General features: G+C 47.5%; 26 protein-coding genes. 14 read left to right on the top strand and 12 right to left on the bottom strand.

The window, feature by feature from the left end; all coding sequences use genetic code 11:
* Positions 1-24 precede the first annotated feature (24 nt).
* The 3 genes from ZMTM_RS06115 to ZMTM_RS06105 all read right to left on the bottom strand — a co-directional run bounded on the left by ZMTM_RS06115 (position 25) and on the right by ZMTM_RS06105 (position 3,220).
* Entirely contained in the window at positions 25-1,104 is a 1,080-nt protein-coding gene (locus ZMTM_RS06115; protein ID WP_221765407.1) for an ATP-grasp domain-containing protein, read from the bottom strand.
* A gap of 75 nt (positions 1,105-1,179) precedes the next feature.
* On the bottom strand, positions 1,180-2,076 hold the full coding sequence (locus ZMTM_RS06110; RefSeq protein WP_221765608.1) for an NAD(P)-dependent methylenetetrahydromethanopterin dehydrogenase: 897 nt from the start codon (positions 2,074-2,076) through the stop codon (positions 1,180-1,182).
* A 154-nt stretch (positions 2,077-2,230) separates the two neighbouring features.
* Positions 2,231-3,220 (bottom strand): beta-ribofuranosylaminobenzene 5'-phosphate synthase family protein, encoded by a 990-nt coding sequence (locus tag ZMTM_RS06105; protein WP_221765406.1) that lies wholly within the window; start codon positions 3,218-3,220, stop codon positions 2,231-2,233.
* Between the two features lie 365 nt (positions 3,221-3,585).
* On the opposite strand from ZMTM_RS06105, the gene ZMTM_RS06100 reads away from it, so the two are divergent.
* Genes ZMTM_RS06100 through ZMTM_RS06080 form a run of 5 tightly spaced genes read left to right on the top strand, consistent with a single transcriptional unit; the run spans position 3,586 to position 8,744 of the window.
* The gene (locus ZMTM_RS06100; protein WP_221765405.1) at positions 3,586-4,875 is read left to right on the top strand and encodes a formylmethanofuran dehydrogenase subunit B; all 1,290 of its coding nucleotides are present in this window, start codon (positions 3,586-3,588) and stop codon (positions 4,873-4,875) included.
* Between the two features lie 51 nt (positions 4,876-4,926).
* Entirely contained in the window at positions 4,927-6,603 is a 1,677-nt protein-coding gene (locus ZMTM_RS06095) for a formylmethanofuran dehydrogenase subunit A (protein ID WP_221765404.1), read from the top strand.
* A complete protein-coding gene (fhcD, locus tag ZMTM_RS06090) occupies positions 6,600-7,544 on the top strand; it encodes a formylmethanofuran--tetrahydromethanopterin N-formyltransferase (RefSeq protein WP_221765403.1) in 945 nt (314 codons plus the stop codon). The genes ZMTM_RS06095 and fhcD overlap by 4 nt, the downstream gene beginning before the upstream one ends.
* Positions 7,541-8,347: a formylmethanofuran dehydrogenase subunit C gene (locus ZMTM_RS06085; RefSeq protein ID WP_221765402.1), complete on the top strand. Its 807-nt coding sequence runs from the start codon at positions 7,541-7,543 to the stop codon at positions 8,345-8,347. Before fhcD ends, ZMTM_RS06085 begins: the two co-directional genes overlap by 4 nt.
* A 22-nt stretch (positions 8,348-8,369) precedes the next feature.
* The gene (locus tag ZMTM_RS06080) at positions 8,370-8,744 is read left to right on the top strand and encodes a hypothetical protein (RefSeq protein WP_221765401.1); all 375 of its coding nucleotides are present in this window, start codon (positions 8,370-8,372) and stop codon (positions 8,742-8,744) included.
* A gap of 47 nt (positions 8,745-8,791) precedes the next feature.
* Here the strand turns inward: ZMTM_RS06080 and ZMTM_RS06075 are convergent, their stop codons facing one another.
* Complete coding sequence (locus ZMTM_RS06075) at positions 8,792-9,358, bottom strand: IMPACT family protein (protein ID WP_221765400.1); 567 nt, start codon at positions 9,356-9,358, stop codon at positions 8,792-8,794.
* Between the two features lie 310 nt (positions 9,359-9,668).
* Here ZMTM_RS06075 and ZMTM_RS06070 point away from each other — a divergent pair, with 310 nt between their 5' ends.
* Positions 9,669-10,277 (top strand): hypothetical protein, encoded by a 609-nt coding sequence (locus tag ZMTM_RS06070; protein ID WP_221765399.1) that lies wholly within the window; start codon positions 9,669-9,671, stop codon positions 10,275-10,277.
* Between the two features lie 14 nt (positions 10,278-10,291).
* Here the strand turns inward: ZMTM_RS06070 and ZMTM_RS06065 are convergent, their stop codons facing one another.
* Together ZMTM_RS06065 and ZMTM_RS06060 are read right to left on the bottom strand one after the other, a co-directional pair.
* Complete coding sequence (locus tag ZMTM_RS06065) at positions 10,292-10,750, bottom strand: DUF302 domain-containing protein (RefSeq protein WP_225907116.1); 459 nt, start codon at positions 10,748-10,750, stop codon at positions 10,292-10,294.
* A gap of 77 nt (positions 10,751-10,827) precedes the next feature.
* Complete coding sequence (locus ZMTM_RS06060; protein WP_221765397.1) at positions 10,828-11,763, bottom strand: CysB family HTH-type transcriptional regulator; 936 nt, start codon at positions 11,761-11,763, stop codon at positions 10,828-10,830.
* Positions 11,764-11,881: 118 nt separating this feature from the next.
* Between ZMTM_RS06060 and ZMTM_RS06055 the strand changes: the two genes are divergently transcribed.
* The 7 genes from ZMTM_RS06055 to fdxA all read left to right on the top strand — a co-directional run bounded on the left by ZMTM_RS06055 (position 11,882) and on the right by fdxA (position 18,500).
* The gene (locus tag ZMTM_RS06055; RefSeq protein WP_221765396.1) at positions 11,882-12,652 is read left to right on the top strand and encodes a sulfite exporter TauE/SafE family protein; all 771 of its coding nucleotides are present in this window, start codon (positions 11,882-11,884) and stop codon (positions 12,650-12,652) included.
* 96 nt (positions 12,653-12,748) lie between these two features.
* Entirely contained in the window at positions 12,749-14,428 is a 1,680-nt protein-coding gene (locus ZMTM_RS06050) for a nitrite/sulfite reductase (protein ID WP_221765395.1), read from the top strand.
* A complete protein-coding gene (locus tag ZMTM_RS06045) occupies positions 14,421-15,032 on the top strand; it encodes a DUF934 domain-containing protein (RefSeq protein ID WP_221765394.1) in 612 nt (203 codons plus the stop codon). Before ZMTM_RS06050 ends, ZMTM_RS06045 begins: the two co-directional genes overlap by 8 nt.
* A gap of 5 nt (positions 15,033-15,037) precedes the next feature.
* Complete coding sequence (locus ZMTM_RS06040; RefSeq protein ID WP_221765393.1) at positions 15,038-15,805, top strand: phosphoadenylyl-sulfate reductase; 768 nt, start codon at positions 15,038-15,040, stop codon at positions 15,803-15,805.
* 74 nt (positions 15,806-15,879) lie between these two features.
* Positions 15,880-16,815, top strand: coding sequence for a sulfate adenylyltransferase subunit CysD (gene cysD, locus ZMTM_RS06035; protein WP_221765392.1), 936 nt, complete (start codon positions 15,880-15,882; stop codon positions 16,813-16,815).
* Positions 16,816-16,823: 8 nt separating this feature from the next.
* Positions 16,824-18,104: a sulfate adenylyltransferase subunit 1 gene (locus ZMTM_RS06030; RefSeq protein WP_221765607.1), complete on the top strand. Its 1,281-nt coding sequence runs from the start codon at positions 16,824-16,826 to the stop codon at positions 18,102-18,104.
* A 72-nt stretch (positions 18,105-18,176) separates the two neighbouring features.
* Positions 18,177-18,500: a ferredoxin FdxA gene (gene fdxA, locus ZMTM_RS06025; protein WP_221765391.1), complete on the top strand. Its 324-nt coding sequence runs from the start codon at positions 18,177-18,179 to the stop codon at positions 18,498-18,500.
* A 45-nt stretch (positions 18,501-18,545) separates the two neighbouring features.
* Here fdxA and ZMTM_RS06020 read toward each other — a convergent pair whose 3' ends face one another.
* From ZMTM_RS06020 to pqqA, 6 genes are all read right to left on the bottom strand, one after another.
* On the bottom strand, positions 18,546-19,733 hold the full coding sequence (locus tag ZMTM_RS06020; protein ID WP_221765390.1) for a multidrug effflux MFS transporter: 1,188 nt from the start codon (positions 19,731-19,733) through the stop codon (positions 18,546-18,548).
* Positions 19,734-19,841: 108 nt separating this feature from the next.
* On the bottom strand, positions 19,842-21,068 hold the full coding sequence (pqqE, locus tag ZMTM_RS06015; protein WP_221765389.1) for a pyrroloquinoline quinone biosynthesis protein PqqE: 1,227 nt from the start codon (positions 21,066-21,068) through the stop codon (positions 19,842-19,844).
* A gap of 68 nt (positions 21,069-21,136) precedes the next feature.
* Complete coding sequence (gene pqqD, locus ZMTM_RS06010) at positions 21,137-21,421, bottom strand: pyrroloquinoline quinone biosynthesis peptide chaperone PqqD (protein ID WP_221765388.1); 285 nt, start codon at positions 21,419-21,421, stop codon at positions 21,137-21,139.
* A complete protein-coding gene (pqqC, locus tag ZMTM_RS06005) occupies positions 21,396-22,145 on the bottom strand; it encodes a pyrroloquinoline-quinone synthase PqqC (protein WP_221765606.1) in 750 nt (249 codons plus the stop codon). Before pqqC ends, pqqD begins: the two co-directional genes overlap by 26 nt.
* Positions 22,146-22,154: 9 nt before the next feature.
* The gene (pqqB, locus tag ZMTM_RS06000; RefSeq protein ID WP_221765387.1) at positions 22,155-23,072 is read right to left on the bottom strand and encodes a pyrroloquinoline quinone biosynthesis protein PqqB; all 918 of its coding nucleotides are present in this window, start codon (positions 23,070-23,072) and stop codon (positions 22,155-22,157) included.
* Positions 23,073-23,231: 159 nt separating this feature from the next.
* On the bottom strand, positions 23,232-23,303 hold the full coding sequence (gene pqqA, locus ZMTM_RS05995; protein WP_081774944.1) for a pyrroloquinoline quinone precursor peptide PqqA: 72 nt from the start codon (positions 23,301-23,303) through the stop codon (positions 23,232-23,234).
* 211 nt (positions 23,304-23,514) lie between these two features.
* On the opposite strand from pqqA, the gene ZMTM_RS05990 reads away from it, so the two are divergent.
* Positions 23,515-25,932, top strand: coding sequence for a putative bifunctional diguanylate cyclase/phosphodiesterase (locus ZMTM_RS05990; RefSeq protein ID WP_221765386.1), 2,418 nt, complete (start codon positions 23,515-23,517; stop codon positions 25,930-25,932).

Raw genomic sequence — 25,932 nt, 5'->3', positions numbered from 1 at the left:
TACGGCTCCTTCATCCACAATTATCTAGTTATTGTAATTACGCTTTGTAGCGAAATGACTCAATTCATCTTGCAATATTATCGCACGTTGTCGTGCCAGTTTTTCTGATTTTATTGCATCTTCTGCAGAAGCCAACACGGTACATAATGGTGTGTCTGCCAACACGAAGAAACCTGGTAGCGGCCTATCCATAACCCATTGAGGCCAGTCAAACTGGGCAGGAATTACCAGATCATGCTTGGCATATACCACCAGATGAATTATCGATTCTGAAGCGGCTTCCTGGTCTGGGAAACCCATCAAATCCAAATCAAGGCGTTGACAGGCCAACATATGCATCCTGAGTAAATCCGGGCCATCTGGATAGAGACTGAAGCTAGCACTCAGCCGTGGGTTGATTTCCAGCACATCAAAAGACTCATCTTGCAATAAAAAATCCAGGCTATTCAAACCTACAAGACCAAACCACTTGGTCAACTTGAGCGCTGCGTCCGCTATGCTCCTTTGCAATTCGGAAGAGAACTCAATGCCATAAACCAATCCGCCATAACGATAAGAGTAGATATCGAGCTGCGGCGCTAATAATTGGCGCTGGAATGATACGGTTTTGATCTCTTGGCCATTCGCCAGAAACAGGTAGGAAAACGGAATACCTGGCGATTGTTTTTGATAATAAACATGTGCATGAGGTATCAAGTGCATGTCATTGCTGTAACCCTTGATATGCATACCGCCAGAGCCACCAATTTGTTTGACTAGCCAAGCATCCTTCTTATTGTCAGGTGGATTGCGCATGATTTGAGGAACAGAAATAGCTGACGCCTGGCAAGCATTGGAAAACTCTTCAGGGTCTTTAATTGCGGCAACTGTATCCGCTGTATTGCCCAAAACTAGCGTGTGCCTTGCTATTTCATTAAGCAAGTCGGGCTGGACTTCAAAACCACTTCCATACAGAAAATAATCTGGGGCAAAGCTTTCAATAGCAGGTAGCAACCTGCTGTGTATGTCTTCCGCGAGAAATCCACCATGCTGGTAATCAAGCACCAGCACATCATGCGCAGCATCGCGCGTTTCGCAATCACCAAAAACATCGGCAGCAAGCACTGTATGCCCTGCTGCCGATGCAGATACTACATAAGGGCGGGCATTAGCCGCCGCTATTGCCAGTTTGCTAATCGTCTATACCAGATCTTTACGAGCCAGCTCAAACGCGGTAATAAAGTCAATGTAAACATGGCTCTGGCCTTCAAGCATGCGCTTGAACAGGCGTTGCTGAGTCTGGTACTTGATATTGCCAATGGCCAGCGCGCCAATACCGTAGATATTGGTACCTTCAATTAAGACACCATCAGCCATGACGCCCACACCTTCAGCACCAGTAGGAGGGACAGCATTCACATCGGCCACTACCTTAAGGCTCTTAGAGGATTTCATCAGATCAATGGTTAATACGCGCACACCAGCAGAAGCACAGCATAGTGCTACATCTGTATTTTCCAGAACTTTTTGTTTCAGTTCGTCAGTACTTCCGTCCACATACTGAATATTTGTTCCATAACGAGCGTTATAAGCGTCAGCTTTAGCTTGCACATCTGCAAGCGTTTTATGCGCTACTAATTCAACTGTAGCGCCGTATTTAGCTGCAATCACTGCTGAACAGCCGCCGACTGGCCCAGTAGCGCCAAATACACTCACCTTGCGACCATTCAAATCGCCACCAAAATGCTTTTCCAACAGCTGTTCAACACGTGCCATCATTGCGGCAGATGTAGTAAATGCACCTGATGGATCAGCAAATACAGATATTTCAAATGGAGGCACCATGGATTTTCTGGCAGTCTCTAACATGTCCATGGCTAGATCTACGTCTCGACCGCCAATCAACATGCCCGTGCGCCAAACACCGCGTGGGCCTCGTGAGAAAATTGCATCCTGTACCAAGCCAGTCACTTCATTTGGCTGCACATTGGTGTACTGGGCAATCGCGTCATAACCTGCGTCATACGCCATATTCACGTCAAATGGGCTTGCATTCTTCGCTGGTGTGATGAAATGCAAGATATACGGTTTTTCCACTTTTGTTCCTTCCATGACTACTCCTCTTTCAGTAAGTTTTTCTTTGGCAGTAAATTTTTGCTTGGCAATTGTCTTGCGCTCAACAATTGGCGTTTTGTTTAGAATTGCTTTTAAATCCTTGTCGGATGTTTTCAAGTCAACTCCAAATAAAGAATTAAAAACTGGTGACTAATGCCCCTTCATTGCGGCCTTTGCAAAGCATAAAGCCTAAATCGCTATCAGTATATCTATTCTGTAAGTCCGCTAGCAATTGCGACGCCTTGAGTTCATCGGCAAAAATCGCAAAACCTGTAGGCCCCCAAGAACTCTGCCCCATACATTGCACACCTTGCGTTTCCAGCCACTCCAATATCTGGCTGACTTTTTTGCTGGCATAGCGCCCACCCTGCGCAGGCGCGAAATGATCACCTGTACGCTGTTGCAACTCACGAATGGCCAAGCCAAAGCTGTGCAAATCTTTTTCAGCCAAGGCAGGTAACGCTTGCATCAAGACATATCTACAGAGCTTTGCTGCACTCTCTGCGGAGAACTCTGGCAAGCTTCGAAACGCCTCGACCTCCTGATTACCATGCACACCGCGCAAGCCATGGTCATAAATCAGGATAATGCGCCATTCTTCAGGGAATTCAGCGCGGGCAATCACCGGTGGGATCTCGGTCTTTTCAGCGCGCCCACCATCAATAATGACGCCTCCAGCGGCAAACGTTCCCAAGCCTATACCAGACCGTGCGCCACGCTGCGTCATCAAGGCAATATCCTTGATAGTCAAATCGAGGCTGTAGAGTTGACTCATTGCCAAACCAACCGCCAATGCGAGCTGTGTACCCGAGCCCAATCCTGCATGCTCTGTAATTAATTGCTGAATGTTTAAATGCACACCACCCTCTAAATCAAGGGATGTTGCTAGATGCTTTGCCATGCTCAACGCACGTTGACCTGCTTGGTGCGCGCTTGCCTGCCCCTCAACACTGAAGCCATCCGCCTTGAAGGCTTGCAACTCAGTGGCTGGCTCGCTGAGTGAAACGCCAATACTGCCAAATTTGCGGCCTAAGCCGCCATTCAAATCGAAAAACCCCATATGCAGGCGCGCAGTGGTTATCACGTGTACGCCATTGCGGTTATTTGGGAGTATTTCTGCAGTCATGAAGTTGGTCTTAATTCAGCCTGTGATTGATAGACGTGTACGAGATATAGCAGAAGCATAAGTGCCTAGTCCTGCAAAAGCGATATTGTAGCCGAGCCAAGCTGCTTTTAAAATTGAGCTTTGCAATATTAATGATGTGATGCATTTTCTGTCATTGCGCTAGCCTTTGCCTTGACTTAGGCTTTGCTAAAACAGCATAATGATTTTCTGATTTATGCATGAGTAAAAACGCAATTAATTTGAGTTTCACCACTTAAAACTTAGCTCCAAACTCAAGCATTCAATAACCAGATATCAGCATAGATATCGCACAATCATTCAGGCTTTAGCGCAAGCCAGGCCTGAAACACGAGAAGGTTTAAAGCATGGAGAATTTTGCCGAAGCTGCCACGATCAATGCCGTGGCTTGCCCCGCCTGTGGTCTGCTCTGTGATGACTTGAGCATAGAGCGCAGCGCCAGTGGTTCACTCAATGTAGTCAAGAAAAACTGTGCGAAAAGCGTGGCATTTTTTGAGCGCCCGTACAAGCCCAGTCAACCGCAGATTGCAGGGCAAGCAAGCGATCTTAAGGCTGCTATTGCAGAAGCAATCGCACTGCTGAGCAAGGCTAAACACCCCCTAATTAGTGGCCTGAGCACCGATATTCAGGGCATGCGCGCCGTCATGAATCTGGCGGAATCAGCCAGTGCGACTATCGATCACATGAATGGCAAAAGCAGCATGCGCAACTTGTATGTTGTTCAGAACTCAGGTTGGCAAGTCACCACGCTGACCGAAGTGCGAAACCGTGTTGATCTATTAGTAGTGGTTGGTACCGACATCGTTAGTTACTTCTCACGCTTTTTTGAACGCATGATCTGGAATAGCGAATCCATGTTTGACCAGGATACTTCTGCACGTGAAGTGGTCTATCTGGGTGGGCAGAATCTTGATACCTCTGCTGGCATTTCACCCAAAGGTGTTAAACCAACAGTATTACCCTGTGATATGGACAGGCTACCTGAAGTCACAGCCGCCCTGCGCGCGCTTGTCAGCGGCAAGCATCTGGTTGCAACCGAAGTCGCTGGCATCGCGGTTAGTGATTTACAAAAACTCGCAGAGCGTTTGAAGGCAGCAAAATACAGCGTGATGGCGTGGGTGGCCAGCTCGCTAGATATCAAACATGCCGAACTGACCATACAGAATATTACGGGCACCGTAGAAAAGCTGAACCAGACCACCCGCTCATCTGGCTTGCCTTTGAGCGGCAATGATGGCGATGTCGGCGCTTATAACACTAGTAGCTGGATCAGCGGCTATCCGTTTCGCAGCTCTTACCGCCGTGCGCACCCTGATTATGACCCTTACCATTACAGCACCGAACGTATGCTAGAAGAGCATGAAGCTGACATCATGATTTGGGTCAATAGTTACAACCCAGATCGCCTGCCGCCAGAAACCGATGTACCCACAATCGTCATCGGCCATCCTGCGATGAAATTCAAGCAAACGCCTGCTGTATTCATCCCAGTGGCAACGCCAGGGCTGGATATTACCGGCACCCAATTCAGAAGCGATAGCTCGGTTGCCCTGCCATTGAAAAAACTGCGCGAAACTGGCTTACCCACTCTGACCGAAGTGCTCTCAGCAATTGAAGCTGGTGTGCTCACTGTTTAATAGCCGCTTAAAGCGCTTTTTAGAACGATGCGGAATTAAGGAATAAGAAATATGTTAACCAAACTCACCGGCGGCAAGGTTTATGATCCCGCCCACCAGGTTGATGGCAAAGTCATGGACATCTACATCCGTGACGGCCGTATCGTCGATCGTCCGCGTGACGATGAACCAATTAATCAGGAATACGATATACGCGGCAAGGTCGTGATGTCTGGCGCGATTGATATGCATACCCACATTGGTGGTGGCAAGGTCAATATTGCCCGCATGATGCTGCCAGAAGACCACCGCTCCGACCCAGCCGTTCACAGCGAGTTCTGCCGTGCTGGTTGCGGCCATGCAGCGCCATCGACTTTGACCACAGGTTACCGCTACGCCGAGATGGGCTATACCGCAGGCTTTGAACCAGCGCTGATGCCAGTGAATGCTCGCCAGTCGCACTTAGAGATGGGCGACACGCCGATTATCGACAAAGGCGGCTACGCCATGATCGGCAGCGATGATTTCTTCCTGCGCATGCTCACCGCCAAGCAGGACCAGAACGCGATCAACGACTATGTCGCCTGGATACTGCATGCCAGCCAGACCATGGGCATCAAGGTAGTGAACCCAGGTGGTATCAGCGCGTTCAAATTTAACCAGCGCGCACTGGATCTAGATGAGCAGAATGTGCACTATCAGGTAACGCCGCGTGAAGTGCTTAAAAGCCTCTCACGCGCGGTGCATGAACTCGGCATTCCACATCCACTGCACGTACACGGCAACAATCTTGGTGTGCCTGGCAACGTAGAAACTACATTGAAGACTATGGGCGCGGTAGAAGGTTATCCAGTCCATCTGACGCATATTCAGTTCCACAGCTATGGTACTGAAGGCGACCGCAAATTCTCCTCGGGCGCAGCCGTTATTGCCGAAGCCCTGAACAAGCATAAGAACGTTTCTGCCGACGTTGGCCAGATTCTGTTTGGCCAGACTGTGACCTGCTCTGGCGACAATATGCGCCAATACGCCAACGCTGGCCTTGGTAGCCCGCGTAAATCTGTAATCATGGACATCGAGTGCGATGCCGGTTGCGGTGTAGTGCCATTCAAATATAAAGACCAGAACTTTGTGAATGCGCTGCAATGGGCAATCGGCCTGGAAATATTCCTGCTCAGTGATGATCCATGGCGTATTTTCCTCACCACTGACCACCCAAATGGGGCACCGTTCACCAGTTATCCACACCTGATCAAGCTGCTGATGGATAAATCGTTCCGTAACGAGACCTTTGCTAGGCTCAACTTGGATGCGCAAGGTATGAGTACATTGGCTTCTATTGACCGTGAATACAGCCTGTATGAGATTGCCATCATGACCCGTGCTGGCGCTGCTAAGCTCGTTGGCCTGCATGACAGAGGCCATCTTGGCGCGGGGGCTGGGGCTGATATTACGGTGTATACCGATAATCCTGACCGCGAAGTCATGTTTGCCAAACCAGATTACGTGTTCAAAGATGGTGAGCTTGTTGTACGTAATGGTGAAGTCGTTAAAGTGACTTGGGGCCACACGCACACCGTGAAGCCAGAGTTTGATCGCGGCATAGAAAAAGAGATCAAAAAATATTTCGACAAGTACCACACCATGAATATGGAAAACTTCAAAGTGAGTGAAGATGAAATCGCAGAAGGTGGGCGTGGCGGTGTTGTAGTCCATGCCTGTGAAGGCCGTCGGGAGAGAACAGAATGATTATTAACGGTGTATCAATCGACGATACCTTTGCCGAAGCCTTCGGCATGCGCGGCACTCGCGTTATTATCACGGCACAAAACCATAAATGGGCATTCAATGCAGCGAATGCCATGACGGGCTTTGCCACATCAGTAATCGCCTGCGGCGTAGAAGCTGCTATTGAGCGCGAGCTAAGTGGTGACGAGACGCCAGATGGTCGCCCAGGCTATAGCATCCTCATGTTCGCCATGGGCAGTGCTGTGCTGATGAAGCAACTAGAAACGCGACTTGGTCAATGTGTGCTGACTTGCCCTACCGCAGCTGCATTCTCAGGCATCGACAGCGGCTATCCAGAAATTACTCGAATTAATCTTGGCAAAAACCTGCGCTTCTTTGGTGATGGTTTCCAAATCTCCAAGAAATTCGGCGGCAAGCGTTATTGGCGCGTACCAGTGATGGATGGAGAGTTCATCACTGAAGAAACTACTGGCATGATACGCAGTGTTGGTGGTGGTAACTTTTTGATCTTGGCTGAATCCCAACCGCAAGCACTGGCTGCCTGTGAAGCAGCGATTGAAGCCATGAAGAAGATTCCGAATGTCATCATGCCTTTCCCGGGCGGGGTCGTGCGTTCTGGCTCCAAGGTTGGCTCAAAATATAAAACACTAATTGCATCTACCAATGATGCCTTCTGCCCAACACTCAAAGGCATTACCAAGACCGAACTCTCACCCGAGATTGAATCGGTGATGGAAATCGTGATTGATGGCTTGACCGAACTGGATATCCGCAAGGCTACCCGCGTTGGGATAGCAGCAGCCTGTGCACTTGGCGCTGAAAACGGCATCAAGCGTGTATCTGCAGGCAACTATGGCGGCAAGCTCGGCCCTTATCATTTCAAGTTACGCGAAATCATGGAAGATGATTCATTAAGCAATCTGGCGGGAGCAACAGCATGAGCGCCTTAACCTTTACCCTGAAAATTCAGCCACAGCAGCGCATAGACTTAAGTCCGCTGACGCCAGATACCTTGGCCGGCAAATCAGTCGCTGATATTGCAGCAATATCGCTGCTAAGCGGCAAAGTGCAATTGCGCACAGATCAGGTATTCGACATTAGCGGCGATGACGCCAGCGACATCGTATTCAACAACAGCAATGGGAAACTGGACTCAATCGGCCATGGCATGAAAACTGGCCGCATCACCATCCATGGCGATGTCGGCTCGTACCTAGGCTTCCAGATGAAAAAAGGCGAAATCACCCTGCATGGCAATGCCGATGCTTACACTGCAAGCGGCATGGCTGATGGACTAATTCACATCAATGGCAATGTGGGCGATTTCCTTGGTGCAGCTTACTTCGGCGACCGTAAAGGTATGAAAGGTGGCACTGTAATTGTCACGGGCAATGCTGGCGAACGAGTTGGCGACCAAATGCGTCGCGGTTTAATCCTGATTGAAGGCAATGTTGGCAGCTACTGCGCATCCCGTATGCTGGCTGGCACGATCGGCATCTTGGGCACGGCTGGGGAATATATAGGCTATGGCATGCGCCGCGGCACCGTGCTGATGACACAAAAACCAACACTGCATACGACCATCCAAGACTGCGGCACGCATACCCTGCCCTACCTGAACTTGATGTTCAAATCATTCGCAGCACTGCCAAGCAAGTTCGCACAAATCAGCAAAAACCGCGTTCAACGTTATGCTGGCGATATTGCGAATGAGGGCAAAGGCGAAATCCTCGTACTGGTTTAATTACTTAACAAGTTAGGTTTTTATGACCATCAAAGCTCGATTCTCACCAGACACAAAAGATGTCGTTAGTACAATTGATTGGCTAAACAGGTCTGGTCTAGCTGAAGTTGAAACTTGGCAGCAGGTTTACGATATTGGAGTGATTGAAATTCAACTTCGAGACACACCTCAGGTTTTAGCTTATCTTTCACAAGTAGAAGATGCTTTATCTATTTCCAGAGTTACTGCTGAAGGGGTAGTTTTTTATTTAACCGATGTTCCGCTATGGGTTGGTGTTCCTGAAGAAAAGCAGCGAGTTGCCTCAGACAAAGCGGACGGTTTTTTATTTGTCCCTATAGGCAATGTTATTTGTATAAATACATTTGGTAGCGTCTATGCTCACACCGTCAAAACCTAACCTATCATTCAAGCGGGACGCCTAATGGCGTCTCTTAAATTCAAACGTTAGGCGATGGCAAAACGCTGCATTACCAAAGAAATTTGGCTGGCAGGTAGAGAGGCAATCACCTCTACATGCTGGCCAAATTGTTTATCCAGCACTTCACCATTGAGCTTACCAAGCTCGCGACAAAACTCATCGAAACGTGAGTAATCCATTTTCAGCGTGATATTGCTCATTTCCACATAAGGCGCATGATGTGCGTTTTCCAATGCGAGTTTAGCCGTGCCGCCATAGGCACGCGCTAATCCACCTGTGCCAAGATTGATACCGCCGTAATATCGAATCACACCCACACACACATTCACCAAATCCCTGCCTTCTAATAGTTGCAGTATTGGTTTTCCCGCTGTGCCCGAAGGTTCGCCAGCATCGTGAAAGCGCTGGACTATGCCTTGGTCGGTTTTGATACGAAAAGCATAAGCCAGATGATGTGCTCCAGCATGACCACTGGCCAAGCGACGTAAGGCCAGCCCAACCATACGCTCACTATCGCAATAATCGGCGGCGGCAATGAATCTGGATTTGTTGATGGTCTGTTCGGCTTGACCTGATTGTGTAATGCGCTGCAAATGATGGCCTAAATGAATTGTTGATAATGGCAAACGAGATTTTATAACGTAATCGTTCTAAACTATTCAGGTGATTACTCAATGAGATTAGCTGGATTCAAGATTAAGACTTAATAAGAGATTGCAACGGAATTATTCTGCGTCGATTCGGTCGTACCAACATATGAATTTACACAAAATTTCAAATACTTACCGCATTTATTCCATTTTTTTAATGGTAATGATGACTATATGCGCTAACAACGTATACGCTGAAGTTTACAAATGCCAATCAGGTAAAAAAACGGTGTATTCGGACAAACCTTGTGCTGTGAATACACAGCAGACGATTACCGATATTGATACCAACCGTGATGCTGATAACAATGATGCGTCAGATAACCCTGCCGAAACTCCAAAGCAGCAAGGCAAAATCAGTGCATTGAACAAGCAACTGGATGGCGCCGTGAAATCAGCCATTGCCAATGGAGATTTAGTGCGGGCATCGGCATTGGCATCTACTGATGAACAGCGCGGCTGGGTAAATCAGGCGCAAAAAGAAGAGAAGAAAGCGTTGCAAGGCAGAACAGAGGCTGATTTGATGGCAGAAAAAGCAGCCTCTTCCGACTGCAAAAATGCAAAACAGGCATTACAAACCGCAGCTGATGGCTTTCCAGATAGCAATGAAATTGCTGCTAAAACCAGTTTAATGCGGACGGCCTGTGGCGTAAAAGAGCCAGAGCCTGTGATTTATAGCAATCCAACGCCCAGGTTTTATGGGTATCCTCATAATCAGGGCATGCCAACCTATGGCTCACATTTACCGACATATCCGTCTCAACAACATAGCCCAAGCAATCCTGTGGATACCCCAAAACCGAAGCCAGATAATTCTAGTAAACGCTTTCCACCCGCAGAAGACACCTACCCAAAACATTGATCATACCAATCTGGCTAAATATCGCCTTTACGGGCTTTATCCAGTATTTGAATCAGGGCATCTTCTAAAGCTTGTGCAGCTTTTTGTGCACGCTCTGTTGGGTTTTTAATGCTTTTTAGATCGTAAGTGGGTCGATCAATCGCAAGATAAAGCTGATGCTGCCTTTCATAAATAGCAATCCGACAAGGCGCAAATACCACAAACTCGGGGTGATCCAGCATGATCTCAGCGCCGTACCCCAGATTACAAAAAGCGCGCACCTCTAATATTCCCTGCGGATTCTGCCCGCGGCTCTTCATGTGTTCGCCAATAGGGAAATTGGCGGGATTCACAAAATTCATGCCCTCCGAAACCGTTTTAAGACTTAAGACTACATCGTCATAGCTGACGCCAGACTCAACTGGCACTTCATAAATGGCACTGCTGGGATCAATTTTCGGCATTGCGCTGGCAGCCAGAGCTATATCGGACATAAGCCCCATAGAAAGCATTAACAGCCAACCAATAGCCTTGCGTGCGAATCCAGAGTGCATGTTAAATTCTGGCCTCACTATATTCTGGCTTCACTAAGCCTAATTGCCTCATTCACGGCTCTGCGATCGTAATCTGGTGCAAGCAGCTTGATAAAGTCATACACATAGCCACGTAAATAAGCATCGCGCCTGAAACCCAAAAATGTTGTACTGGGTGGAAATAAATGGCTGGCATCTATCACTGCCAGGTTAGCATCGCGCACTGGGTCATACGCCATATTCGCTAGCAAACCAATGCCCAAACCAAGCCCTACGTAGGTTTTAATCACATCCGCATCAATCGCGGTTAATACCACGTTAGGCTCTAAATCTTCTTTACCAAACACACGACTTACCAAGGAACCACCCGTAAAAGCAAAGTCGTAAGTAATTAATGGAAAACGCGAAATCTTTTCGAGGGTAAGTGGTAAATCGCTGAGAAGCGGATGGCCGTGAGGCGTGACCACGCAGCGATTCCATTCATAGCAAGGCAAGCACACAAGCTTCTCGTAATCACTGATAGATTCTGTCGCAATTCCAATATCCGCCTCACCAGAGACCACTTGCTCAGCCACTTGCGTTGGGTTTCCCTGGTGAATGGTAAGTCGCACATCGGGAAATTGCTCCATAAAAGCTTTAACTGCCATAGGCAATCGATATCTGGCCTGGGTATGGGTAGTAGCAATGGTCAGCGCGCCCGTTTGCTTCTGGGTAAATTCTTCACCCACACTCCTGATACTGTTCATTTCGCGCATAACGCGTTCAGCCAGGTCAAGTATGATTTGGCCTGGCTCAGTAACGCCGATTAAGCGTTTTCCGTTACGAAAAAAAATCTGGAGTTTGAGTTCTTCTTCTAGTAATTGAATCTGCTTACTAACACCAGGCTGTGATGTATGCAGAACATCAGCAGCTTGAGAAATATTCAGATTCTGCTTGGCGACTTCATGAATATAGCGAAGTTGATGAAACTTCATATTGCATATCCTTATAATTTCGAGTTATACATGCACAATAACATATTCTAATTATATTGTTTACCTGCTGCTATAATTGCGGCCTTATTTTCGTATTAATTTTTATCGGATACTCCACGTGGAATTCGGATACATCGTTGCAGGTTTTATCGTAGGTGCTCTGGTTGGTTTAACTGGCGTAGGTGGTGGCTCATTGATGACACCAATTTTGCTGCTGTTTTTCAGCATCAAGCCAGCCGTGGCTGTAGGTACAGATTTACTGTATGCATCGCTCACTAAATCGGTCGGTATTTTTGCGCATGGCAAACTGGGCAATATTGATTGGCGCATGGTAAAGCTATTGGCTGCTGGTAGCATTCCAGCCTCAATCGCAACCATCCTGTTTTTAAAAACGATTGATGTGCAATCTAGCAGTGCGGTATCAACCATTAAGTTCTGGCTCGGTATTGCCCTGATTGTGACCTCAGTCGCAGTGTTGTTACGCAATAAACTGATGCAGTTAGCGCAAAATGGGCGTTGGTTGTCAGAACAATACGTAGCGCCAGGCACAATATTACTGGGCATGATTCTTGGTGCCCTGGTGACATTAACATCAGTCGGTGCGGGGGCACTTGGTGTTACTGCGTTGATCATGTTGTATCCACGCGAAAAAATCACCACCATCGTTGGTAGCGATATTGCCCATGCAGTGCCACTGACATTAGTTGCAGGATTAGGTCATGCATCGCTAGGTACTATCAACTATGGCCTGTTAGGCACATTGTTGATTGGCTCTATCCCAGGTATTTATCTGGGTAGCCATATGAGCTCTAAAGTAGCTGAGCATTGGTTACGAATTGCCTTGGCAGGCATACTGATTTTTGTGGGTACTAAACTTGTCTTTAATTAAAACCTTACAACATAATTAAACCGTGAAGCAAAGCGGGTTTTCAATTAAAATACTGCCTCGCTTTAAGATTTAACAAAACAAGAATTAAACACAAATATGTATAAATACGACGAGATCGATCAGGCTATTGTTAATGAGCGCGTGAGCCAATATCGCGATCAAACACGCCGTTATCTTGCTGGCGAGCTATCTGATGAAGAGTTCCGCCCTTTGCGCCTGCAAAACGGCCTATATATTCAACGCCATGCGCCTATGCTACGCATTGCCGTGCCTTATGGCACCTTGTCATCCGCACAGTTGCGCAAGCTTGGCGAAATTTCCAAACGCTATGACCGTGGTTATGGCCACTTCAGCACCCGTCAAAATCTGCAATTAAACTGGCCAAAGCTCGAAGATGTGCCAGATATCTTGGCAGAGCTTGCAACGGTTGAAATGCATGCGATCCAGACTTCTGGCAATTGCATCCGCAATATCACCACTGACCAGTTTGCTGGTGTAGCCCCTGACGAGATTATTGATCCACGCGCTGTGGCCGAGATCATGCGTCAGTGGAGCACATTCCATCCAGAATTCGCCCTGCTGCCACGTAAATTCAAGATTGCAGTATCAGGCACAAAACAAGACCGTGCAATTGTGCAAGCCCATGATATCGGGCTCGAATTCTATTACGACGAACAAAACAAGATGGCTATCAAGGTCTGGGTTGGCGGCGGTCTGGGCCGTACACCTATCCTTGGTTCTGTGATTCGTGAACATCTTGAGTGGCAACATGTGCTGACCTATTGCGAAGCAATTATCCGCGTTTACAACCTGCATGGTCGTCGTGACAATGCCTATAAAGCGCGCATCAAAATCTTGGTAAAAGCGCTGGGCATTGATGAATTCCGCGAACAAGTAGAAGCCGAATGGGCGCACCTGAAAGATAACCCAAATACCATCACTGAAGCTGAGTTGAGCCGTGTAGCCACCTACTTCACTGAAATGCCATACGAGAGCCTGCCTGCACATGATGCTGGCTTTGACAACGCAATCGCCAGCAATCCGGCCTTTGCGGCATGGGTTAAACGGTCTGTGCATGCACACAAGAAATCAGGCTACCGTGCAGTGACCTTATCGCTGAAGCCACATGGCAAAGCTCCTGGTGACGCCACTTCTGAGCAGATGATTGCCGTAGCTGATTTGGCGGATGCCTACAGTTTCGGCGAGCTACGCGTTTCACATGAGCAAAATCTAATACTGACTGATGTCAAATTGAGTGACGTCTATGCCTTGTGGGAAACAGCCCGCGCCAATGAACTGGCAACCCCGAATATCGGGCTGCTGACCGACATTATTTGCTGCCCAGGCGGCGACTTTTGCTCGCTGGCAAATGCCAAGAGCATCCCGATTGCTGAAGCGATCCAGATGCAGTTTGACAACCTGGATTACCTGCATGATATCGGCGAGCTTGAACTCAACATCTCAGGTTGCATGAATGCTTGCGGGCATCACCATGTCGGCCATATCGGCATTCTGGGTGTAGATAAAGATGGCTCTGAGTGGTATCAGGTCACCATCGGTGGCAAGCAAGGTAATGACGCCAGCATCGGCGCGGTCATTGGACCATCATTCGCCGCTGAAGAAATGCCAGGCGTCGTACAGAAGCTAATTGACGTATATATCGCTGAACGCACGCCCGAAGAACGCTTCATTGACACCGTGCGCCGTATCGGCATACCGCCATTCAAAGCCCATGTGTACGGCAAGGCTGTTGAAAAGGCAGATGCTCATGTCTAACTTGATTCTAGACCATAATATCGTTGAAGATACATGGCAGTTGGTGACGCCACCTACCGTTGAAGAGGCTGTTGTCCGTAAGCAGGCGGGTAAGGTGGTTTTATTCAAACTCACGGGTGAAGCAAGTTATAGCGATGAGCAAATCACTGCAACAGAAATCCCGCAAACAGGCAAAGTGTTAATTCCACTCACTGTTTGGATTGCTCGCAAACAAGCCTTATCTGCTCGTTTGGCGAATGGCGAAATCGGAATCTGGCTTGCCACGCATGAAGTGCTCGAAACTTTAGTTGAAAACCAGCCAGACTTAAACGTGTTTCCGTTGATAGCGATCCATGTAGAGCGCTTTGCTGATGGGCGGATTTTCTCAATTGGCAATCTTCTGCGCACACGCTATGGCTTTAAAAATACATTACGTGCCTTTGGCGACGTGTTGCGCGACCAGTTATTTTTTCTGAAACGCTGTGGCTTCAATAGCTACCTTATCCGTGCAGATCGCTCGGCTGAAGAGGCTTTGGCCAGCCTGCAAGACTTTAGTGAACCATACCAAGGCGCGGTTGATAATAATCAGCCAGTGTGGCGCCGAGTTCATCGAGAGCACGTTTAAGCATTATGAACGGTGAAGTCTCAATGCTACGCCCTGCTTTCAGCAATCCAGCGACCCGTCCTGAATTGACCGATGCCTTACGTGAATCGGTCAACCAGAAACGCACGCAATTACTGATAGCATTGAAAGCTGCTGTGGCAGAACATGGTGACGCAAATGCCATCACTTTCGCCAATAGCATGGGCGCGGAAGACATGGTATTGACCGACATCATTCTACGTGAACAGCTGCCTATTGAGATTTTCTCGCTGGATACCGGACGCCTGCCCGTTGAAACCTACGACCTGATCGCTGAAGTAGAACAGACCTACAGCACTAAGCTGAAGATTTTCTTCCCACAGGCAGCCACAGTTGAAGATTACGTGCAGACCAAAGGTATCAACGCCTTTTACGAATCCATCGAACTACGCAAAGCCTGCTGCCATATGCGCAAAGTTGAGCCATTGGGACGCGCCCTAAAAGGTAAAAAAGCCTGGATCAGTGGCATGCGCGCGCAACAATCGGCTACTCGCAGCGATTTGCCTATCCGTGAATTCGACCAAGGTAATGGCCTAGAAAAATATAATCCGCTGACCGACTGGACTGAAAAAGAAGTCTGGGCATATATCCGTATGCATGAAGTGCCATATAACAAATTGCACGATGCCTTCTACCCCAGTATAGGTTGTGCACCATGCACGCGTGCTGTGGCCATGGGTGAAGATGTTCGCGCTGGGCGTTGGTGGTGGGAAGACGCTGCATCAAAAGAATGTGGCTTGCATGTTAAGTCCTAATAGAAAAATATTAGAGTGAACCGTTATCTGGTTTTCGCCAAATAACTTAAGAGATGAAATTTTAGAAACCGTTTATGACCTCGTTAACCAAAGAAACTCTCAGCCATCTCGACTGGCTTGAATCTGAAGCCATCTATATTCTCCGTGAAGTTGCAGGCCAATGTTCCAATCCAGTTCTGCTGTTCTCTGGCGGAAAAGACTCGTTATGTATCCTCAGGCTGGCTGAAAAAGCATTCCGTCCAGGTCGCTTCCCTTTCCCGCTGATGCATATTGATACTGGCCACAATTACAAGGAAGTCATTGACTTCCGTGACCAGCGCGCTGCCGAGCTTGGTGAGCGCCTGATTGTGCGCTCTGTTGAAGATTCTATGAAACGTGGCAGTGTCGTGCTGAAGTCAGCCGATGAGCCGCGTAACAAACATCAATCAGTCACTTTGTTGGAAGCGATTGAAGAATTCGGTTTCGATTGCTGCATCGGTGGCGCACGTCGTGACGAAGAAAAAGCTCGCGCCAAGGAACGCATCATGAGTTTCCGTGATGAGTTTGGTCAGTGGGACCCTAAGAACCAACGCCCAGAATTGTGGAATCTGTATAACGCACGTTCACACAAGGGTGAGAATATTCGTGCCTTCCCAATATCCAACTGGACTGAGATGGATGTTTGGCAATATATCGAGCGTGAAAAGCTGCAATTGCCGAGCATTTATTTTGCGCATCAACGCGATATCGTCATGCGCGGCGGCGCTATTATGCCGGTTAACGTACCGCTAGCAAGTGGTGAAGTTATCAACCAGCCAAAACCTGGTGAAGAAATTATCAATATGCAAGTGCGATTCCGTACGGTTGGTGATATCACCTGCACTGCCCCTGTCATCAGCGATTCAGACAATGTGGCCAAAATCGTTTTGGAAACTGCCACTACTACTATTACAGAGCGCGGCGCAACACGCCTTGATGACCAAACCTCCGATGCTTCGATGGAACAGCGCAAGAAGGAGGGATATTTCTAATGAGCACTATGAATACACCAGATAACGACAGCCTTTTACGCTTCATGACATGCGGCAGCGTCGATGACGGCAAAAGCACGCTGATTGGCCGCTTGCTATTTGATACCAAAACCATCTTGGCTGATACGCTGACCCAGATTGAACGCACGTCAAAAAAACGCGGCATGGAAGCAGTTGATTTGTCTCTGCTGACCGATGGCCTGCAAGCTGAGCGCGAGCAAGGCATTACCATTGATGTGGCCTACCGCTACTTCAGCACGGGTACCCGCAAGTACATCATTGCCGATGCCCCTGGCCATGAGCAATACACTCGCAACATGGTGACTGCCGCTTCCACCGCTAATTTGGCGATTATCCTGATTGATGCTCGCAAAGGCGTGTTGACTCAGACACGACGCCACTCTTACTTGGCACATCTGGTTGGCATCACCCATATCGTAGTGGCAATCAACAAAATGGACTTGGTGAATTACGACCAAGCTGAATTTGAGAAAATTTGCGCAGATTATTTAGCATTTGCTGAGCATATTGGCTTGCATCGCGCTGGCCACCAAATCAGCTTCATTCCTATGTCTGCACTGAATGGCGACATGATAGTTGACCGTGGCGATGGCTTGGACTGGTATCAAGGCCCTACCCTGCTTGAGTTTCTTGAATCAGCGCCGCCTGCACATTCTGAAAAAGGTGAACCATTCCGCTTTCCAGTTCAGTTTGTTTGCCGCCCACACGCTTCTGACGACCCTGAATTACATGACTTCCGTGGCTTCATGGGTCGTATTGAGTCTGGCGAAATTGAAGTGGGTGAAGAAGTCACAGTGCTGCCTTCTGGCCATACTTCAAAGGTGAAAGCCATTCAGATTGGCGATGAGCAACTCCCAAGTGCCATTACGGAACAATCTATCACCCTGTTGCTGGAAGACGAGATTGATACCTCTCGTGGTGATATGATTGTCAAATCCAGCCAGTCAATTGAGCCAGTAAAACAAATCTCTGCCATGGTATGCTGGTTATCAGAAACACCTCTCTCCACCGCACGCACCTATATCGTTCGCCACACCACACGCGAATCCAAAGCTAAGGTGGGTGAAATCGCTTATAAGGTTGATGTGAATACGTTGGAAGAACTACCTGCGCAAGGTTTGGTCACTAACGATATTGCACGCATCAGTTTCAAGCTGGCACAGCCATTAATGGTTGATCCCTATACAGAAAACCGTGCTACTGGCGCATTCATCCTGATTGATGAAGCAACCAATAACACAGTCGGTGCAGGAATGATTGAAGCATAGGCGTTTATCAAGCGCGTAAATTCCATTAAAATATCGAAATTAGCTAATACTCAAGAAATTCAAGGACTAAATATGACTTATGTTGTGACTGAAAACTGCATCCAATGCAAATACACAGATTGTGTGGATGTATGCCCGGTCGACTGCTTTGTTGAAGGCCCTAACTTCCTCGCCATCAATCCTGATGAGTGCATTGATTGCACCTTGTGCGTGGCAGAATGCCCAGCTGAAGCTATTTACGCCGAAGATGATGTACCAGCAGACCAGCAGGAATACATTGCCCTAAATGCCCGCTTTGCTGAGTTATGGCCTGCGATTACAACAAGAAAGACACCTCTGCCAGATGCTGATGCCAATAATGGCGCTAAAGGTAAACGCGCTTTACTAGCAGAGTAATTTAACTGTTTAGCCAGCAAACCAAGGGAGCTTATGCTCCCTTTTTTATTGAGCAGTTTTCCACACTTTGGTTTTACTGACGCACAAGATAGCCAGCAAGCAGTAGCCAGCCATACCAAATGCCAAGCCTAATGGACTGAACCAAATCAGCGGAATCAGTAAACCAGCAGATACCGTAGAAAGCACCATTTGCACGAATGCCTGCCCAGAAGAAGCTGTGCCCCTTAGCTTGGGTAATCTGTCTAATGCAGCAATTGAGAGTATGGGGGTGGTTAAAGCCATGCCAACGTTATAAAGCGCGATGGGTAAAATATTCCAGAATGGACTCGAAGGTAATTGCCAGCATATGAATATATTCAGCATTATTGCAGCCGCCATCCAGCAGTATGCAAACCTGATAATTTTATAGGTTGAAAATTTACCAGCGGTTTGCCTGGCCAGATAAGAACCCAATACCATGCCGCATACGGTTGGAATGAACATATAACCAAACTGATGCTCGTTAAGCCCAAGATGGTCAATCAGGAAAACGGGGGCGGCAAGCACGTACAGAAAGAAGCCAGAGAAATTGGCGCCCACAGTCACAACCAGCTTTACAAACTCCATGTCTGCGAATAACTGACGATAGTTGCTAAAGACTCTAGTCGCAGACAGTGGCTGGCGTTTTTCAACAGGGACTGTTTCAGGTAAGAGCTTATGCGCTGAAAATAGTGTCACGCTGGCATACAGGAATAAAAAGATAAAAATCGCCTGCCAATGTATGCCGAGTAGTAAGCCACCAATCATAGGCGCAATAGCAGGTGCAAGGCCGAACAACATCTGCACTTGCGCCATCACACGCTGCGCCGCAACGCCTTCAAATAGGTCACGCACCATTGCTCTTGCCACCACATTACCTGCCCCGCCTGATATGCCCTGCAGCGCACGGAAGAACCAGAGCGTTTCTACATTGGACGCAAAAGCGCAGCCAATGGAAGCTAAAGCAAACAACCCCAATCCCCAGCGGATGGTGGTGATGCGGCCAATTGAGTCAGAGATAGGCCCATGCCATAAGGTCATCAACGCATAAGGCAACAAATAAGCGGTCAGGCTCTGTTGTAATTGAAGATTCGTACCATTCAGGCTTTGCGCCATCACATGAAACGCAGGCAAATAGGTATCGATGGCAAACGGCGCAAGCGCGGCAAGAGCGGCGAGCACCATCGATAACAACAGCGGAGAGTGTTTATGCATGAGTGGGATAACTTCTGATTAGATAACGCGATCAAATAAAAAGCGCACACTGAATTTTATCAGCATGCGCACTTTATTAAACCATACGAATAGCCTTATTCAACGGAGTTAAGGCAATGCATGAAACTCCTTAATGAGTTCAGGCAACTCGTCATTGACGAACTTTTTAGAGTTTTTATCAGTACGAAACACGATAGGCTGCGCCTGCAATTGAGGGTTTTTTGAATCCTCAATCGCTTTTTCAATAATGTGGTGGTTAGGCGAAAGGCTACATACTGGGTCAGCGCTTTCAGCATCGCCAGTTAGCATGAATGCCTGGCAACGACAGCCGCCCAAATCCTTTTCTTTTTCAGGACAGGTGCGGCATGGTGATTTCATCCAATCGTCACCACGGTACTTGTTGAAAGCAGGAGAGTCTTTCCATGCCCATTCAAGGCCGCGCTCTTTAACGTTGGGGAACTGCATGTTCGGCAGTACGCGCGCCGAGTGGCAAGGCAATACGTCACCATTGGCGGTCACAATCATGAACACTTCGCCCCAGCCATTCATGCACTTTTTAGGACGGTCAGAAAAGTAATCTGGCACGACAAAGAAAATCTGCATCTTCTTGCCGACTTTAGCGCGAAACTCATTGGTCACAGCTTCTGCATGGTCTATCTGTTCTTTAGTCGGCATCAACTGATTACGGTTAATCAATGACCAGCCGTAGTACTGGGTATTCGCCAACTCTACATAATCCGCACCCAGGGCTTCAGCCATTTCCAGGATTTCTTTAATATGGCCGATGTTGTACCGGTGAATCACAACGTTCAACACCATCGGGTAGCCATGATTCTTGATCATGGCGGCGACTTTTTTCTTGAGCTCAAACGTTTTGGTATTGGTGATGAAGTTATTAATTTCTTCAGTGATGTCATGCATGGAGAGCTGAATGTGATCAAGCCCACCTTCTTTAAATGCAGTAATACGTTTTTCGGTCAGGCCAACACCTGAAGTAATCAGGTTGCTGTAGTAACCCAGTTTGCGTGCTTCAATGACGATGTCTTCAATATCATCGCGCAACAAAGGCTCACCACCTGAAATTCCAAGCTGCAAAGCACCCAGCTTGCGTGCATCGCGCAAGGCATCTATCCATTGCTCAGTGGTCAGCTCATTTTTAGTATGTTTATCGTAATCGGTCGGGTTATAGCAAAAAGCACAATGCAACGGGCAGCGATAGGTCACCTCTGCCAGCAGCCAGAGCGGTTGGGTATGGGTCTTGGATGCGTCCACCCCATTGTTCTGGGCATGTACTACCTTTTGTACGACTGATTCACCTAACGATGCTTGTGTCATTGTGCTACTCCTCGGGTTACTACTTATGCTTTTGCTAGCTACTTATAATTGCTGATTAGCTTTGATAACTAATCGGTCTTTTCTAGCCATGCTTTTTCTACCGCCAGATCAAACATCGCCAAAATGTCTTTTTGTATATCAGGTACATCTGGGAATGCAGTTTCTAATTCTTGGACAACATCGCCCACGGTTTTGTTACCATCGACGCGTTTAATCACCTCACCTGCCCCGCCGTTGAGTTTGATCATGCCTTCAGGAAAAAGTAGCACATAGCATTGCTGCGCTTCTTCCCACTGAAAACGATAGTGGCGAGCGAGTTTATAAATATCAGCGTGGTTGACGGAGGTAGTCACGGTCTTCAACCTTTATTGTTGTTGAGGCAAGCATGATCGAATCTGCGATCACCCAAAGTACATCAAGCTTAAATTGCAGAATCTCTAGCGCTCTTTCTTGCATTGCACGTGAGGTACTGAAATAGTCCAGGGTTACGCCCAAGCCTTGCTCTACATCACGGCGGGCTTCGGTCAGGCGTTTTTTGAAGTAGACCAAACCTTCTTCCTTGATCCAGGGATACATCGTCGGCCAGGAACTGATGCGCTGTTGATGGATATGCGGCGCAAACAGTTCAGTGAGAGACGAGCAAACAGATTCTTGCCATGGTCGTTGGCGTGCAAAGTTAATATAGGCATCTACCGCAAAACGCACGCCTGGGCTCACTAATTTAAGTGAAGTCACATCCTCACGAGTTAAGCCTACCGCCTGCCCTAGCTTGATCCAAGCTTCAATACCGCCTTCGTTTACACCATCGCCATCGTGGTCGGTAATGCGAACAATCCACTCCTTGCGCACTTCTTTATCTGGGCAGTTAGAAAGGATGGCGGCATCTTTTTGCGGAATACCAATCTGGTAGTAAAAACGGTTGGCCACCCATGATTGCAACTGCTCTTTAGTCAGCTTGCCTTCATACATCATCACATGGAAAGGATGGTAGATATGGTAGCCCTTACCCTTTTCGCGCAGCTTTTCTTCAAACTCCTCGCGAGTCCAGGGTAGATCTGTATTAGTGACTGCATTCATCATCTTCTCCTAGAGGATAATATCCATGCCATCGTAGGCAACTTCGATACCATGGCGGGTCAGTTCGGCTCTTTCGGCAGAATCTTCCCTTAAAATCGGGTTGGTATTGTTAATGTGTATCAGCACCTTACGTGCTTTTGGATACGCTGACAGCACTTCCATCATGCCAGCTTCACCCGATTGTGGATTGTGGCCAATATCGCGGGCTTTTTTCGTCATCAGGCCCATATCAATCATTTCAGTGTTGGTCCAGAACGTGCCATCGACCATGATGCAGTCAGCCTGCTCAAAGAATGGCGGCAAATGTGGCTCTATCTCACCTAGGCCTGGGGAATACCAGGCTTTTTTGCCAGTCTTAGTATCTTCAATCAGCACACCGATGGTATCGCCAGGGTGCGGGTTATTGCGGTGTGGGGAATATGGTGGCGCAGCGCTCTTCAGCGCAACGGCTGTAAAGCGCAAATTAGCAGCACCCGGCACTTCAAATGACGTGGTGCCATCGAGCGGCACATCATGGCGATTGATACCGCAGTAATGCCCGAGAATATTCAGTAGTGGATTACCAGTGGTCAGGTCTTGGTACACCATATCAGTGCAGTAAATCTCACGTTTCACTTGGCCTTCACGCAGCATCAGCAAGCCAGTCGTGTGGTCAATCTGCGCATCAATCAGCACAATGCCGACAATGCCGCTATCGCGGATGGCACGGCCAGGCTGCAAGGGAGCGAAATCCTGTATCTGTTGGAGTACATCAGGCGAAGTATTGAACAATACCCAGTTAACTCCATCACCACTCACGCAGATGGAAGACTGCGTGCGCTTGGTGGCTTTGATAGTGCCTTTACGCAGGCCATCACAATTAAAACAGTTGCAGTTCCATTGTGGAAAACCGCCACCTGCTGCTGAACCCAGAACATGAATATGCATAAATAACTAACTACTTTCGATTAAGCAATGAACAAAAACAATAGATTAAACCTTTGATGCAAAAAACATAGGGTGCTTGTGAGCTTGCGGCTCTCAGTCACCCTATTTCGTTCGATCTGACTATGCCGTTTAAGCCATAGCCAGATAGCTGACAATCAATTAACGATTGCAAACGTACATTGTAACTTCAAAGCCGAAACGCATTTCTGTAACTTCTGGTTTGGTCCACATGATGAATCTCCTTAATTGTTGAAAGTTTAAGCCGTTATGATTTCAATAAACTCATAACGTGGACGCATTGTGGGCGCAATCAGCATCTGGCAACACTGCGAAAACTTGTAAAGACTACTCATGATTATCATGATAGCAATAGTACAGAGTATACTTTTCGCAAACGGGGTAGATTTGGTTTGCAATCAAATTAGGATGAGCGGGGATTCTCATGCTGGCAGATAATAACAATCAAAAAAATGGACTTGCTGAATATGGTCTGCTTGCAGCAGCAAAAGACTCAGCAACAATCAATAATGCTGAACTCACAGCAGAAATAGTCAAAAACCTATATTCCAGCAATCTTAAGACAGCATTCGTCAACATGCTGTTTGTGCAATTGATACTCGCCTGCATTCTGATCAATTTTGAATCTCAAGTCGTTGATCAAAAAAGTATTGTGATTGCCAGTACAGCTATTTTTGCCACTTATATTGGGCGTTATCTGCTGGCCATTGCCTATCATACGACCGCAGCCAGAAACGAAATCACAGACTATACCCCCTGGTTAAAACGCTATCGTATTGCTGCCACCAGTTGCGGCATCTCTTGGGGCATTATCGGCTTACTACTATTTGCACCACATGATATTGCACACCAAACCTTTCTCGTCATGTCCATCGCTGGTGTCATTGCTGGCGCCTCAGTTTCTTTTGCTTATGATGATGTCACTTTAAGAAGGTTTGTTTACAGCATCATTTTGCTAACCGTGCCTAATTTCTTGCTGGCAAAGGGCATTTCCTTCCAGATGGGCGCCCTCCTCATGCTGTTCCTGCTGTATGTTTCGGTCTCAGGCAGCCGATTGACCAGGATGATAGGCGATAATATCCGACTGAAAATTGTGGCAGACAAAAGCCGAGAATCGATCGCGGCTCTGGCACAAAAACAAAAGCTGCACCTCGAACAGACGCCCATGGGGGTCATCGAGTTCGATACAGAATTCAGATTTACCTCTTGGAATCCTGCTGCAGAAAAAATATTTGGCTATAGTGCTGCCGAAGCCATTCATCAGCATGCCAAGTTGATTATTCCCAACGTAGCCATAGAACAAGTGAATGAGGTCATGAACTCTTTGATTTCAGATTCTGGTGGCGAACGCTCGCGCAATCTCAACATCCGGAAAGATGGCACTTTGATTGAATGCGAATGGTTTAATACTACACTGCGTGATAGCCAGAATAATCCAATTGGTATTGCCTCAATCGTTCAGGACATTACGGATCATGTAAAAGCACAGGAAGAGATTCAACGCCTGGCTTTCTTTGATGCACTGACCAACCTGCCTAATCGCCGCCTGATGACAGATAGACTCAACCAAGCGCTGGTGAGTAGCAAGCGAACTGGGGCCTATGGTGCCGCCATGTTTATTGATCTGGATGATTTCAAAACACTCAATGACACTAAGGGGCATGGCGTAGGTGATTTATTGCTACAAGAGGTTTCAGGACGATTGCAAAATGCATTGCGGGAAAACGACAGCGTTGCGCGCATAGGTGGTGATGAGTTCGTCATCATGATTGAAGACCTCAGTGACGATTATCAGAAAGCCGTTGAAGCAAGCCACAATATTGCGCATAAGCTCATTAAATGCGTCAACCAGCCCTTTAACCTTGGGCAATACAATCATTACAACTCCTGTAGCTTGGGTGTGACCTTGTTTCGAGGCCAGGATGTTACTGTCGATGACATCCTGCAACAGGCGGATACCGCCATGTATGAGGCTAAAAAAGCGGGCAGGAACAACTTCAAGTTTTTCAATACCAGTATCAAACCAGAGCTGGATTTAAGAGCAAGCCTTAAAAATGACCTGTTTGTGGCGCTTGAAAAAAACCAGTTGATGCTCTTTTTTCAGGCGCAAGTGAATCACAATTATCAAATTAAAGGCGCTGAAATATTACTGCGCTGGCAACACCCCGAGCATGGCATGGTGTCACCTGCTGAATTTATCCCAATTGCAGAGTCTTCAGGCCTGATTATTCAAATAGGCAATTGGGTGCTTAGGCAGGCATGCCAGCAACTCAAAGAATGGGAGCAGTTCCCAATTCAATCGGAGCTTAAGCTTTCAGTAAACGTAAGTGCCCTGCAATTTAGTGAGCCAGGCTTTACAAAACAGGTTGAAACGGCCATTAAAGAGAGTGGCTGCAATCCAAAATTGCTCGTTCTTGAATTGACAGAAAGTTTGGTGCTACAGAATATTGACGACATTGTCAGCAAGATGCAGCGATTAAAACAGATTGGCGTATCGCTCTCACTGGACGACTTTGGCGTAGGTTATTCGTCACTTTCAGTATTAAAACGCCTCCCGCTAGATGAACTGAAAATTGATAGAAGCTTTGTATTAGATGCGCTGGAAAGACACGATAATGCAGTGATTGTTGAGACGATTATTGCCATGGGTAAAAGCTTGGAGCTTGAAGTGATTGCAGAAGGCGTTGAGACGATTGAGCAACTTAGATTTCTGCAGCAAATCGGCTGTAGAGCTTATCAAGGTTATATGTTCTGTAAACCGATGGATATTGCCACTTTCGAAAACAAACTTTCAGATCACAGCATTGCAGATTGGTTAATGCAAGAAACCAGCTTGGGATGA

The organism is Methyloradius palustris (assembly GCF_019703875.1).
Classification (GTDB): Bacteria; Pseudomonadota; Gammaproteobacteria; order Burkholderiales; family Methylophilaceae; genus Methyloradius; species Methyloradius palustris.
The sequence above is the reverse complement of the archived record's forward strand: the minus strand, read 5'-3'. Positions and strand labels throughout refer to the sequence as shown.

Coding starts and splice junctions, on each gene's coding strand:
- ZMTM_RS06105 (WP_221765406.1), bottom strand. CDS start 3,220: ATGACTGCAGAAATACTCCCAAATAACCGCAATGGCGTACACGTGATA.
- ZMTM_RS06100 (WP_221765405.1), top strand. CDS start 3,586: ATGGAGAATTTTGCCGAAGCTGCCACGATCAATGCCGTGGCTTGCCCC.
- ZMTM_RS06095 (WP_221765404.1), top strand. CDS start 4,927: ATGTTAACCAAACTCACCGGCGGCAAGGTTTATGATCCCGCCCACCAG.
- fhcD (WP_221765403.1), top strand. CDS start 6,600: ATGATTATTAACGGTGTATCAATCGACGATACCTTTGCCGAAGCCTTC.
- ZMTM_RS06085 (WP_221765402.1), top strand. CDS start 7,541: ATGAGCGCCTTAACCTTTACCCTGAAAATTCAGCCACAGCAGCGCATA.
- ZMTM_RS06080 (WP_221765401.1), top strand. CDS start 8,370: ATGACCATCAAAGCTCGATTCTCACCAGACACAAAAGATGTCGTTAGT.
- ZMTM_RS06065 (WP_225907116.1), bottom strand. CDS start 10,750: ATGTCCGATATAGCTCTGGCTGCCAGCGCAATGCCGAAAATTGATCCC.
- ZMTM_RS06060 (WP_221765397.1), bottom strand. CDS start 11,763: ATGAAGTTTCATCAACTTCGCTATATTCATGAAGTCGCCAAGCAGAAT.
- ZMTM_RS06050 (WP_221765395.1), top strand. CDS start 12,749: ATGTATAAATACGACGAGATCGATCAGGCTATTGTTAATGAGCGCGTG.
- ZMTM_RS06045 (WP_221765394.1), top strand. CDS start 14,421: ATGTCTAACTTGATTCTAGACCATAATATCGTTGAAGATACATGGCAG.
- ZMTM_RS06040 (WP_221765393.1), top strand. CDS start 15,038: ATGAACGGTGAAGTCTCAATGCTACGCCCTGCTTTCAGCAATCCAGCG.
- cysD (WP_221765392.1), top strand. CDS start 15,880: ATGACCTCGTTAACCAAAGAAACTCTCAGCCATCTCGACTGGCTTGAA.
- ZMTM_RS06030 (WP_221765607.1), top strand. CDS start 16,824: ATGAATACACCAGATAACGACAGCCTTTTACGCTTCATGACATGCGGC.
- fdxA (WP_221765391.1), top strand. CDS start 18,177: ATGACTTATGTTGTGACTGAAAACTGCATCCAATGCAAATACACAGAT.
- ZMTM_RS06020 (WP_221765390.1), bottom strand. CDS start 19,733: ATGCATAAACACTCTCCGCTGTTGTTATCGATGGTGCTCGCCGCTCTT.
- pqqE (WP_221765389.1), bottom strand. CDS start 21,068: ATGACACAAGCATCGTTAGGTGAATCAGTCGTACAAAAGGTAGTACAT.
- pqqC (WP_221765606.1), bottom strand. CDS start 22,145: ATGAATGCAGTCACTAATACAGATCTACCCTGGACTCGCGAGGAGTTT.
- pqqB (WP_221765387.1), bottom strand. CDS start 23,072: ATGCATATTCATGTTCTGGGTTCAGCAGCAGGTGGCGGTTTTCCACAA.
- ZMTM_RS05990 (WP_221765386.1), top strand. CDS start 23,515: ATGCTGGCAGATAATAACAATCAAAAAAATGGACTTGCTGAATATGGT.